This is a genomic window from Pseudoalteromonas sp. SG43-8, from assembly GCF_014164245.1.
GTDB lineage: Bacteria > Pseudomonadota > Gammaproteobacteria > Enterobacterales > Alteromonadaceae > Pseudoalteromonas > Pseudoalteromonas distincta.
Window position 1 is genome coordinate 89,853 of sequence record NZ_JACJEX010000002.1, and the last position, 12,350, is coordinate 102,202.

The window sequence follows — 12,350 nt, forward strand, 5'->3', positions numbered from 1 at the left end:
ACTCCATAATAAAAGCTTTGTATCCAATGTGTTTATGGTTCTAATTTAAAAGAACCGCTAGCATTTACATCAGGATTATTTATTTCGTTAAGATTAAAGTTGCCAGTAATGTTGTCTAAGTCATTCAAAAATATTGCATCAACATCGCCCTCGGCTTTATTGTTACCATGGGATGCAAATGTAACGGCCAGCTCAAGTTCGCTTAAATTTATTAAGCCGCTGTAAGCTGCATACCAATTTCCACCGGCGTCATTAAAACTAATTTCGCCATCAGGCACGGTGCCATTATCAAAATCAACTGCCATAGTCATAGCGAAGTCAGTAACAGCACCCACACTCGAATTTACATTAAAGCTTGATGCCTCATAGTTAAATACACCTTGGCGCTGAGCTATTTGATCGACTAAAGATGCGCTGCTAACAGTTTGAAATTGTTGTTCAGAATATATATCCATAACACCTGTATCAGCTTCAAAAGCATTTACTTCAACTTCAGTTACCGATGCTTGCTCAGTTTCTTCTTCGTTGTCGTCTTTAGGATCAATTGCTACTATATTTTGATCAAACACGCGTGCCGCACGTGTTGTTTTAAAGACTTCACCAGTGGCTGTAATTTGTGCAAACGAAAATGCCTCGTTATCACCCAAAGAAACCACGTTATTATTTTCTAACGTTAAATCTATTGCGCCATCCCATACCGCTAAAAATACATCGCCTTTAACCAGTTGAACTTCAAAATGCGTTCCGCGTATACCAATAGAGCCTACGGGAGTTTTTACACTATAAGAGCCGCCATTTTTTTTAATTACACCCGAAATAGAGCGCAAACCGCCTTTAAGTAACTCAATAGAAGCAGAGCCTTGTTGGGTATTGTCATTAAATTCGTAGTTAGCAATATTTAATTCTGAGTTTTCTTTTAAGGCAATTAAACCACCATCCAACATCGAAAATTGCGCTTTGCTTTTCTCTCCAGTCGTAATGCGATCTACGCCAAAAACAGTATCTCTGCGCTGCAATTGTCGTTGTTGTTCATTGCTTCCATCAACCGCGAGTACAGAGCCTCGTGCTAAAATAGTTTTACCAGCAGGGTCGTTTGCTTGTGTATAAAAACTTACACAAAGTAAAGTGGTAATTACAGGGAGTAAATGTTTCATAAATACCTTAAATTAAAATGAGTAAGAAGCGCTTAAATTGATATCTAAACGGTCATATTCGAATAAAGAAATATTACTGGATTTATCTTGATAGTTGGCAGCCAACTGTATGGCTAAATCGCGATTAACTAAGTAGCGAACAGAAGTTGAGAACATAAAGAGGTTATCGGCACGTTCTTGTAAAAATAAAGGGTGATCATCTTTATAATTAATCCATTGGTATCCAGCAAGAGATAACAACTGCCAATGTTGAGCCAACTGAGTGTTCACTTGGTAGTACAAGCTCGTAATATTACGGCTATTAAATTCACCTTCAGTAATGTCAGCTTCCTCGCTTTTAGCGTTAATGCTTAAGCTTTGAAACCAATTTTTAGCTGCATAGCTAGCACCTGCATTTATCGCATAAAATGAGTTATCGAGCTTTTCATCAAATCTATTGTTTAAAACACCTGCAGTCAAAGAGCTAAATAAATTAACTTGTTTATTTAGCGTAAAATTAGCTCCGGCCGTTAAAGCTGATTCAGTACGATAAAGTTCGCCATCAAGCATCAACGGAGTGGTAGCAACTCGTGCAAACCAACTTATGTCATTTTGTTTATATTGATAGGCGGCATTAATATGCGCATTTATACGATCGTATTGACTGAGTTCTTCAAACTTGTACCACCCAGTATCAATACTTAAAGTGATTAAGCTTTTTTGATCAATAGGGTGAGAGTACTTTCCTCTGTAATTAAGTCGTGCATAGTTGTCCTGCGTACTTTTACTTTCTGGCGATAACAAAAACTCACCAATATTAGGAATTATAATCGTATTTTCTGCAGTACCTGCGTTTACGTTGCCATCTACGCCAAGGGCAAGCTCAATATTTTGTTTATAAGAGCGTCCAGCCTCTTGTTGCTTAAGTGCTGCAGTTTCTAGCAATGACTGTGCTGAAGACTTTATATTATTAGGTGTGTCAGGTGAGTTGATTAGTATTAAAGCTTGAGTATCGGCAGCAGGTAAATTATTAACTGTTAAATAAGCGCGAACTAAGTACAAGCGAGCTTCATACCATCTAGGATTATTTTCAACCACGCGTTCAAAGGCAAATACAGCTGGCGCCGCATGCCCTGTTTTAAGTGCACTGACCCCTAATAAAAAGTCGTATACGGGTTCGCCCAGGTACTGGTATTCGCTATTACTTTTTTGATAAGCCTGAGTGTATTTTTTTTCAGAAACTAATTTTTGAAGCTCAATCAATAGCTTATTGAATTCATCATTGCTTTGAGCCAATGAGTTAAAGCTCATTACAGCTAAACAACTACACAGTAAATTTCCTAAAACCTGTTTAATCATGCTTAATTTTATATCCCAGTAGAAGTTTGATGTTTTGTAATAAAATGATGTTAGTACTAGAAACCTAGCACTTTTTGTATTGAAGTACAGCCAGTACAATCACATTGGTTAAATAAATGTAATTTAATTGCAGGCTGGATACTTGTTTAATAAATCTTCGCGCTAAACTAATTTAAATAGGGAAGGTTGCTGAAAAACTGTTTTAGTTTAAAATATTAATTAATTCAGGTGATAAAGCTTTGGTTTGCTGTACGGGATATTAAAAGAGATAAGTAAGGGAGATTATTCAATATAAAGATAGGATATTACTAATATAAAAAAAGTGGGGCGATTGACGGGGCTTGAACCCGCGACAACCGGAATCACAATCCGGGGCTCTACCAACTGAGCTACAACCGCCACTACACACACCTCGTTTGGTGTGGCGCGCATAATACATAAAATAATAATTGTTGTGAAGCCCAAAAGTGAAATAAATTAAAATAATTTAAATCAGGCAAATATAATTAGTATTTAGTCGTTAATATTTTTTCAAAGTAGGCTATGTTTTATCGCATAAATGCCTCTAAAAAATAGAATATACTTGCATTTAATAGTATTAATTCATTATTTCATGAGAATAAATTGTAAATTAATGTATAATAATGCCCGAAAACGCTTAATAAAAAACATTTGGAGTAAATATGGATTCAGTACTTAATTGGCTTAACGATAACTCAGGCCTAATTTTACACTACGGTATACAAGCTGTTGTTGCGCTTGTTATCTTTTTACTTGGTAGTCGTGTTGCTAAGTTTTGTTCTAACTTAACTGAAAAAGGTTTTGCTAAAAAGAAAGTAGATAAAGCTGTCGGTTCATTTGTTTCAAGTATTGTGTACACACTTGTATTTGCTGTAACTATTTTAATGGCACTTTCGCAAATTGGCATTGAAACAACTTCGTTCATTGCTATTTTAGGTGCTGCCGGTTTAGCTGTTGGTTTAGCATTACAAGGTTCATTATCTAACTTCGCATCAGGCGTACTAATTATTTTACTTCGTCCATTTAAGTCTGGTGACTTTGTTGAAGCAGGTAATAAAATGGGTACAGTTAAAAAAATCGAAATATTCTCAACTGAACTACGTACTCCAGATAACAAAGTAATTATCGTACCAAACTCTCAAATAATGTCTGGTGCCATTACTAACTTTTCACGAGAGTCTACTCGTCGTATCGATTTAGTTATTGGTGTTGGCTACGATGCTGATTTACGTCACGCAAAAGAAGTATTAAAATCTGTATTAGATGCAGAAACACGTATACTTAAAGATCCAGCTTACAATGTATCTGTAAATGAGTTAGGCGATTCAAGTGTTAACTTTATTGTTCGTCCTTGGGTTAACGCTGCTGATTATTGGCCTACTTACTGGTCATTAATGGAAAATATTAAAATCGCATTAGATGATGCAGATATTACTATCCCATTTCCACAAATGGATGTTCACTTTCACAAGCAAGACTAATTTTAAATAGTTATTTAATTAAAGTTATCTTTAATTGTTATAGTGCTAAAGAGCTATTAAACATAAAATTTCATGCGGTATTTGCTGCATGAAAATTTTTTACATTATTACTTAGCTGTTTAGCTTGCTCTAACAAGTAATGCTTTAATAAAATAGATGTACATTTATACAAAGGTTATTTTTTAATGAAATTAAAGCTTTTATCAGTTTTAGTTGCGGCTTCTGCTGCAACAAACGTATTTGCTGCAGACGCAGAACAAAGAACATGGGAAGTTACCAGTGAATTAGGTGCTATTGTCACAAGTGGTAATACAGAAACGACCACACTTAAAGGTGGCATTAAAGTTCAGCACAACCTTGAACACTGGAACAACGAATACAAGCTAGACGGCATCTACAAAGAAGATGAAGTTGAAGATGCTAATGGTGACAAAAACAAGCAGCGCACTAACGAGAAGTATTCAATTTCTGCACAAGGTAATTACAAATTAAATGAAGATCATTCTCATTTATTCATTTATGGTTCACACGTTTCAGATTATTTTGGAGCGTATAGAAGTGAGTCAGTAATTTCTGCAGGTTACGGTTTACGTTTATTAAACGAAAAAACTATGTGGCTAAGTGCTGAAATTGGTCCTGGTTATAAATACTTTGAATACCCAGATGATAGCACTGAAGTTGATGACAACGGTAACTCTCTTGCTGGTGAATTTGAAGGCGAAGTAATTGCCTTGGGTAAGTTAGATTACAACTGGCAAATTTCTGAGAATGCACGTTTTACTCAATTAGTTGCTGTTGAGTACGGTGATACAAACACTAAAACTCGCTCTGAAACTGCATTACTTGCAAAAATAAACGGCTCGTTACAAATGAAAGTCGCTTTTAATGTCACTAATAACTCAGATGTTGCTGACGATAAAGAAAGCACTGACACAGAAACGTCATTCACGTTGGTTTACAGTTTTTAACCAATGTAGTTAAGTTAATTACACTAAAGTGACAAAAGGGACGAAAGTCCCTTTTTTATTTTCTTAAAATTAAGGTATTATAGCGGCCAATTTTGGTTGTAGACCTAGGGATATACCTACTCGTGAAAGTTTTTACACAATTTATTAGTGCTTTTATTCTACTTTGTAGTTTTAGTACTTTGGCTTTTACGCCAACAGCGTCTCAAATTGAGCAATTTAAAAAGTTACCTAAAGCTCAACAAGAAGCCCTCGCAAAACAGTATGGTGTTGATATATCAACGATCACTGGTACAAACCAATCTAATAATCAAAATAATACACAGCAGCAAAATAGTATTGGTGAGCGCGCAGAACCCGAAAAAGAAAAGCTTACAGATGAAGAACGCTTTAAACCAAAAACAGACGAATTAAAGCCATACGGTTACGAATTGTTTGCAGGTGAACCAACTACATTTATGCCAAGCGAAAATGCCGCAGTACCAGATACATATATTGTGGGTCCTGGCGATCAATTAAAAATAAACTTTTATGGTAAAGAAAGTGACAGTTTTGAAGTTATAGTTGACCGTGAAGGACGTATTAGTATTCCAGATTTAAGCCCTGTAGAAGTGGCCGGTTTGACCTTTGCTGAAATTAAAGAATTAGTCAAAGTAAAAGTAGAGCAAGAGGTAATAGGTGTAAAAGCGTTTGTATCGCTTGGCCAGCTTCGTAGCATGCGTATTTTAGTGCTAGGTGAGGCTTACAAGCCTGGTAGCTACAGTGTTTCTTCGTTAACAACCGTTTCGCACGCATTATTTGTAAGCGGTGGCGTGTCTGATATTGCTTCTCTTCGTAATATTCAAGTTAAACGCGCAGGCAAGGTTGTAGCAAATTTTGACCTTTACGACTTACTTATTAATGGCGATAGCAGCAACGACATCGTATTAAAGCCGGGTGATGCTGTATTTATACCATCAGTTGGCGCTCAAGTAACAGTTGAAGGTGCAGTTAAACGTCCCGCTATTTTTGAACTTAAAAAAGGCGAGTCTGCTAAGCAGTTATTAGCGATGGCCGGAGGCCTTAAACCTAATGCATACGCTAAAAGCGCAATTGTTGAGCGCTTTAATTTCGATCGTAAAGAAGTACTCTCGGTCGATTTTTCAAAACCACAAATTAACTATATCCCACAAGATGGCGACCGCATTCGCTTTAATTCAGTTAGCTCGCAATATCAAAATTCAATTAGCTTAATTGGTGCAGTAGCACGCCCAGGTAATTATCAATGGCACCAAGGCAAGCGTATTTCAGATGTACTTAAATCTATACGCGGTGACCTACTACCGCAAGCCGATTTAAGCTACGGCCTCGTAATCCGCGAAATAAATGTAAACGGCGATATAGAAGCGCATCAGTTCGACGTTGCTCAAGCGATTATTAAAAACCCTGAAAACAACTTACAACTTAAAGCTAATGACAAGATAGTTGTATTTAGTCGTTTTGAAGAAAAAGAAGCAGAGCAATCAGCTCTAGCAAATATGGCCCTTAGCCAAGAGCAACAAGAGCAGCAACAAAAAGCAGAGCAATGGCACAAGTTTGAGCAAAAAGAGTTCGAAAAATATATTGGTGTTAATCAAGAAGACGAAGAGCTTGTTCTTGAAGACAATAAAATACTAACAATTGCTGAAATTTCTAAACGCAAAGCAAAAGAAGAAGAAGACCAAGAACTCAAACCTGAGGATTATGCATTATTTAGTCGCCATAACTTGTTAGCGCCAATTATTGCTAAATTTAAACAGCAAGCATCAGTGCAACAAGCAATGCAATTAGTTGAAATCAGCGGGAATGTAACTTTCCCTGGTATTTATCCACTAATGATTGGTGGTGAGGTAAGTGATTTAATAACAGCAGCCGGTGGCCTGTTAGAGTCTGCCTACGTAAAACAAGCTGAAATTACACGTATTGTAGCCAGCGATGGTTCTAAAATAGAACACTTACGATTTGACCTTGAAAGCGCCATGAAAGGCGACCTTCAAAGTAATATTACATTACAAAGTAAAGACAGCATCAACGTTTTTGCAATTCCAAATTGGCAAGAAAATGTAAAGGTAGAATTAAAAGGTGAGCTTAAATTCCCAGGCACGTACACTATACGCCGAGGTGAAACGCTAACTGAATTACTTGAACGCGCGGGTGGTTTTTCACAATTTGCAGAACAAAAAGCAGCTGTATTTACCCGTACATCAATTAAAGAACAAGAGGAAAAGCAGTTAGCGCGTTTATCTACAGAGCTTCGCCGCGACATTGCCTCTAAAAGCTTCCAAAACTCGGTAAGTAGCAACACACTTTCTTATGAAGAAATGAACAAGCTGTTAAACGACCTCGCAAGTGTTGAAGCTGTTGGACGTTTAGTAATTGATTTACCTTTAATTGTAAATAATCAACAAAACTTAGTACTGCAAGATGGCGATACACTTTATGTACCAAGTAAGCGCGATTCAATCAGCGTAATTGGTGAAGTTAACTACTCAACATCACATCTTTATAAATCAGGTGTTAGTGTTGATGATTATATTGCGCTAAGTGGTGGCCTTAAAGAGCGTGCCGCTGAAGATCGAATTTACATTATTAAAGCCAATGGTTCAGTGAAAATACCAAATACAGGTGGCTGGTTCGCGGCAAATAATGCAGACCAGTTAGAACCAGGTGACACAATAGTTATACCAATGGATGCAGGACACATGGATAAGCTAACGCTTTGGAGTACTGCAACGCAAATTCTTTATCAGCTTGGTGTGGCAGTTGCAGCGATTGGTAGTTTGTAATATCTAAAATAAAGTGTCCTCACAATTTGTTTGGGCATTCTTATTTGTAAGAATTAAATGATGATTAAATTATTTTAAGTTAGCTAGTAGAGGTTTATTAGTAGCATTATCTTAAATATTAATTCATACCAAATATTAAATAACTAACCCTCTTAATATGCATTAAAAGGGTTAGTAAATAATTTTAAATAAGTAAAAATATGCAAAAAAATGAAACTTCAAATATTCCAAATGATGAGATAGATTTAACAGAATTACTAAGTGTCTTGTGGAAGGGTAAATGGATTATTATTACTGGGGTATTTTTGTTTTCAGTTTTATCAATTGCATATGCTTTACATCAGCCAAATACATATAAGTCTGAAGTCTTATTATCTCCTGCAGAGGAACCTCAAAATGGTGGGATCGGTGGTTTAGCAGGACAATTTGGTGGATTAGCAAGTTTAGCTGGAGTCAACTTAGGTTCAAGCACAAATAATAAAACTCAATTAGCTATTGAAATATTAAAGTCACGTCAGTTTATTGGTAACTTTATACAAAAACATGACATATTGCCTGACTTGATGGCAGCAGAATCATGGAATGCGCAGAGTAATGAGATTAAATATAAACCTTCTTTTTATGAAGAAAAAAATAGTAAATGGGTCAGACAAGTATCACCTCCGTTTAAAGCAAAACCTTCTCTTCAAGAAGCTTATAAAGAGTTCCGTAAAATTGTAAAGATTGAAACAGATAAAGAAAGTGGAATGATCACGTTATCGGCTGAGTTTATATCGCCATATATTGCTCAGCAGTGGGTGAATTGGTTAGTTGAAGATATAAATCAAGTAATGAAAGAGCGAGATGTTTCAGAGGCCAATAAGAGCACCGTATTTCTGACTAATCAGCTCAAAGAAACAAAAATAGCTGATATTCGCGCAGTACTTTACAAATTGGTGGAAGAGCAAGCTAAGACGATTATGTTTGCTAACGTACGTGATGAATACGTATTTAAAACTATAGACCCAGCTTTAGTACCAGAAATTAAATCTGGTCCTAAGCGGGCCTTGATATGTATTTTAGGAGCTCTTTTAGGTGGGATATTTAGTGTTGTATTTATAACTATTAGATATTTTATAAGAGAAAACGCTCGTTAATAAGTCATTATTTATAGAATTGAAGGAAGAATAAAGTGAAAATACTTGTAACTGGTGGTGCTGGATTTATAGGTTCAGCTGTTGTACGTCACATAATACAAAATACAAAAGACACAATAATTAATTTAGATAAACTTACCTATGCAGGTAATTTAGAGTCGCTTAAATCGATTGAAGAGAGTGAGCGATACTTTTTTGAACAGGTTGATATTTGTGACCGTGCGGAACTTGATCGCGTGTTTAACACCCATAAACCTGATGCTGTAATGCACTTAGCTGCAGAGAGCCATGTAGACCGCTCAATTACAGGGCCAAGTGACTTCATCCAAACCAATATCGTTGGCACTTACAATTTATTGGAAGCCGCGCGTAATTACTGGAATAATTTAGAAATAGGTGCGAAAGAAGAATTTAGATTCCACCATATTTCAACGGATGAAGTTTATGGCGATTTACCACATCCAGATGAGCAAGAAGGTGTGCTGCCCTTATTTACTGAGCAAACATCTTATGCGCCAAGTAGTCCTTATTCGGCAAGCAAGGCATCGAGTGACCACTTAGTTCGTGCTTGGCTACGTACTTATGGTTTTCCAACAATAGTCACCAATTGTTCAAATAATTATGGTCCTTACCACTTCCCTGAGAAGTTAATTCCTTTAGTTATACTTAATGCGCTAGAAGGTAAAGATTTGCCTATTTATGGTAAAGGTGACCAAATACGCGACTGGCTCTATGTTGAAGATCACGCTCGCGCACTTTATAAAGTAGTTACCGAAGGCGTTATTGGTGAAACGTATAATATTGGTGGTCATAATGAAAAGCAAAATATTGAAGTAGTACAAACTATTTGTAATATTTTAGATACATTAGTACCAAAAGACACAAAGTATGCTGAGCAAATCACGTATGTAACAGATCGTCCAGGCCACGATAGGCGCTACGCTATTGACTCATCTAAAATGAGTGCAGAGCTAAACTGGACCCCTGTGGAAACATTTGAGACCGGTCTACGCAAAACAATTGAATGGTATTTAGCAAATCAGTCATGGTGTAAAAACGTGCAAGATGGTTCATACCAACGTGAACGCCTTGGCGAAATTAATTCATAATTAAAGGAGCATTTTATGAAAGGAATTATATTAGCAGGTGGTTCAGGTACTCGCCTTTATCCACTTACTCGTGGAGTATCAAAACAGTTATTACCAGTATACGATAAGCCAATGGTGTATTACCCAATATCTACACTGATGTTAGCGGGAATTCGCGATATATTAATAATCACCACACCAGAAGATAACGACAGCTTTAAACGTTTGTTAGGCGATGGTAGTGATTACGGCATAAATCTGAGTTATGCAATACAACCTTCACCGGATGGATTGGCACAGGCATTTATAATAGGTGAAGAGTTTATTGGCAACGATAATGTATGCCTAGTACTTGGGGATAATATTTACTACGGTCAATCGTTTAGCAAAACTCTAAAAAGCGCTGCTAGCAGAGAGACAGGCGCTACGGTATTTGGCTACCAAGTAAAAGACCCAGAGCGTTTTGGTGTAGTTGAATTTGACGAAAATATGAAAGCTATTTCTATAGAAGAAAAACCTGAAAAGCCAAAGTCTAACTATGCCGTTACAGGTCTATACTTTTACGATAATCGTGTAGTTGAATTAGCAAAGCAAGTGAAACCTTCTCACCGTGGTGAGCTTGAAATAACAACACTAAACGAAATGTATTTAAATGATGGGACGCTCAATGTTGAATTATTAGGGCGTGGTTTTGCATGGCTCGATACAGGCACCCATGAAAGTCTTCATGAGGCTTCATCATTTGTCCAAACCATTGAAAATGTTCAAGGTTTAAAGGTGGCGTGTCTTGAAGAAATCGCATGGCGTAACGAGTGGTTAAGTACAGAGCAATTGCTTGAAATAGCCAAGCCAATGATGAAAAACGAATACGGCCAATATCTGACTCGCTTAGCGACAGAGGCAAAATAATGAAAGTACTTATTACCGGTAAAAACGGTCAAGTTGGTAGCTGTTTAGTATCACAGTTAAGCAATATGACGGAAATTAACTTTTTGGCATTAAGCCGTGAAGAACTTGATATTACTAATGCTGAACAAGTTAGTAAAATAGTGAATGAATATAAGCCGAGCGTTATTATCAATGCTGCGGCATACACTGCGGTTGATAAAGCTGAATCTGAGGTTGAGTTAGCAAATGCTATCAATAATCTTGGGCCTAAAAACTTAGCCAAAGCAGCGGCACAAGTAAACGCAGCGATTATTCATATTTCAACTGACTATGTTTTTGCCGGCAATAAAGAGGGTTTGTATACTGAGACTGATGAAGTAAATCCACAAGGCGTTTACGGGCAAACAAAGCTAGCAGGTGAGCAAAGCGTTGCACAAGAGTGCGATACCCATATTATTTTGCGCACAGCATGGGTATTTAGCGAGTTTGGGAACAACTTTGTTAAAACTATGCTACGTTTAGCGCAAACACGCGACACTCTCGGTGTAGTGGGTGACCAATTTGGTGGCCCCACATACGCAGGTGATATAGCTAAAGCCATAGTTAGCATAGCGCAACAACTACAGCAGGGTAGTACTAAATTCGGTGTTTATAACTATTCAGGTTATCCGCATGTTAGTTGGCAAGAGTTTGCATCAGAAATTTTTGAAAAAGCATTGGCTAAGAATCTTATTCAATCACCTATAACGGTTAACTCAATCTTGACCGCAGACTACCCAACTCCAGCTAAACGTCCAGCTAACTCAAAATTAGATTGTAGTAAAATAACAACAGATTTTTCTATACAGCCGAGTGACTGGAAAGCCGCATTAAACACTATTCAACAGTATAAATAAGTAGGTTGAAAATATGAAAGTAATCGATACCAACATCCCTGATGTTAAAATTATAGAGCCTGCGGTATTTGGTGATGAACGCGGCTTTTTTATGGAAACGTGGAGCCAGAAAAAGTTTGAAGAACTAGTAACTAAAAAGCCTACCTCTTTTGTGCAAGATAACCACTCTAAATCTAAGCAAGGCATTTTACGCGGCTTACATTTTCAAACTGAAAATACACAAGGTAAGTTAGTACGTGTAACTTCAGGCGAAGTATTTGATGTTGCAGTTGATATACGTAAAAGTTCCGCTACATTTGGGCAATGGGTAGGGGTCTACCTATCTGCAGAAAATAAACGCCAGCTATGGGTTCCTGAAGGGTTTGCACATGGTTTTTATGTAACGAGTGAAGAAGCCGAATTTGTTTATAAGTGCACAAATTATTACCATCCAGCATCAGAAGTGTCATTAGCATGGGATGATAAAGAGCTTGCTATAGAGTGGCCGCTTAATGGAGAACCAATGTTATCTGAAAAAGATAAACATGCACTAAGCTTATCTGAAATTAAACCTTTAACGTATTGATGCAGAAGGTGATA

The 12,350-nt window shown here is 37.0% G+C and carries 10 protein-coding genes and 1 tRNA gene; 8 read left to right on the top strand and 3 right to left on the bottom strand.

The genetic code is table 11. From position 1 onward, the window contains the following. Positions 1–32: 32 nt before the first annotated feature. From H5122_RS05565 to H5122_RS05575, 3 genes are all read right to left on the bottom strand, one after another. A complete protein-coding gene (locus tag H5122_RS05565; RefSeq protein ID WP_182671016.1) occupies positions 33–1,154 on the bottom strand; it encodes a FecR domain-containing protein in 1,122 nt (373 codons plus the stop codon). A gap of 12 nt (positions 1,155–1,166) precedes the next feature. After that, a complete protein-coding gene (locus tag H5122_RS05570; RefSeq protein WP_182682498.1) occupies positions 1,167–2,492 on the bottom strand; it encodes a surface lipoprotein assembly modifier in 1,326 nt (441 codons plus the stop codon). A gap of 323 nt (positions 2,493–2,815) precedes the next feature. Continuing rightward, positions 2,816–2,891 (bottom strand) — tRNA-His (locus H5122_RS05575). Positions 2,892–3,175: 284 nt separating this feature from the next. On the opposite strand from H5122_RS05575, the gene H5122_RS05580 reads away from it, so the two are divergent. The 8 genes from H5122_RS05580 (at position 3,176) to rfbC (ending at position 12,336) form a co-directional block, all read left to right on the top strand. Next, positions 3,176–3,994 carry a mechanosensitive ion channel family protein gene (locus H5122_RS05580; protein ID WP_002958438.1) on the top strand — a complete coding sequence of 273 codons (819 nt, stop codon included), beginning with the start codon at positions 3,176–3,178 and terminating at the stop codon, positions 3,992–3,994. A gap of 185 nt (positions 3,995–4,179) precedes the next feature. Further along, positions 4,180–4,962 carry a YdiY family protein gene (locus H5122_RS05585; RefSeq protein ID WP_182682499.1) on the top strand — a complete coding sequence of 261 codons (783 nt, stop codon included), beginning with the start codon at positions 4,180–4,182 and terminating at the stop codon, positions 4,960–4,962. 122 nt (positions 4,963–5,084) lie between these two features. Further along, on the top strand, positions 5,085–7,763 hold the full coding sequence (locus H5122_RS05590) for an SLBB domain-containing protein (RefSeq protein ID WP_182682500.1): 2,679 nt from the start codon (positions 5,085–5,087) through the stop codon (positions 7,761–7,763). Positions 7,764–7,963: 200 nt separating this feature from the next. Beyond that, positions 7,964–8,899 (top strand): Wzz/FepE/Etk N-terminal domain-containing protein, encoded by a 936-nt coding sequence (locus H5122_RS05595; protein ID WP_182682501.1) that lies wholly within the window; start codon positions 7,964–7,966, stop codon positions 8,897–8,899. Between the two features lie 35 nt (positions 8,900–8,934). Continuing rightward, entirely contained in the window at positions 8,935–10,008 is a 1,074-nt protein-coding gene (gene rfbB / locus H5122_RS05600) for a dTDP-glucose 4,6-dehydratase (protein WP_182682502.1), read from the top strand. Between the two features lie 15 nt (positions 10,009–10,023). After that, on the top strand, positions 10,024–10,896 hold the full coding sequence (gene rfbA, locus H5122_RS05605) for a glucose-1-phosphate thymidylyltransferase RfbA (protein ID WP_182682503.1): 873 nt from the start codon (positions 10,024–10,026) through the stop codon (positions 10,894–10,896). Beyond that, positions 10,896–11,771, top strand: a complete 876-nt coding sequence (gene rfbD / locus H5122_RS05610) for a dTDP-4-dehydrorhamnose reductase (protein WP_182682504.1) — start codon at positions 10,896–10,898, stop codon at positions 11,769–11,771. Before rfbA ends, rfbD begins: the two co-directional genes overlap by 1 nt. A 13-nt stretch (positions 11,772–11,784) precedes the next feature. Further along, a complete protein-coding gene (gene rfbC / locus H5122_RS05615; protein ID WP_182682505.1) occupies positions 11,785–12,336 on the top strand; it encodes a dTDP-4-dehydrorhamnose 3,5-epimerase in 552 nt (183 codons plus the stop codon). The last annotated feature ends 14 nt before the right edge of the window (positions 12,337–12,350 follow it).

Bases quoted from the DNA above. Each gene is read 5' to 3' on its own strand.
- H5122_RS05565 (WP_182671016.1), bottom strand. From the start codon at position 1,154: ATGAAACATTTACTCCCTGTAATTACCACTTTACTTTGTGTAAGTTTT.
- H5122_RS05570 (WP_182682498.1), bottom strand. From the start codon at position 2,492: ATGATTAAACAGGTTTTAGGAAATTTACTGTGTAGTTGTTTAGCTGTA.
- H5122_RS05580 (WP_002958438.1), top strand. From the start codon at position 3,176: ATGGATTCAGTACTTAATTGGCTTAACGATAACTCAGGCCTAATTTTA.
- H5122_RS05585 (WP_182682499.1), top strand. From the start codon at position 4,180: ATGAAATTAAAGCTTTTATCAGTTTTAGTTGCGGCTTCTGCTGCAACA.
- H5122_RS05595 (WP_182682501.1), top strand. From the start codon at position 7,964: ATGCAAAAAAATGAAACTTCAAATATTCCAAATGATGAGATAGATTTA.
- rfbA (WP_182682503.1), top strand. From the start codon at position 10,024: ATGAAAGGAATTATATTAGCAGGTGGTTCAGGTACTCGCCTTTATCCA.
- rfbD (WP_182682504.1), top strand. From the start codon at position 10,896: ATGAAAGTACTTATTACCGGTAAAAACGGTCAAGTTGGTAGCTGTTTA.
- rfbC (WP_182682505.1), top strand. From the start codon at position 11,785: ATGAAAGTAATCGATACCAACATCCCTGATGTTAAAATTATAGAGCCT.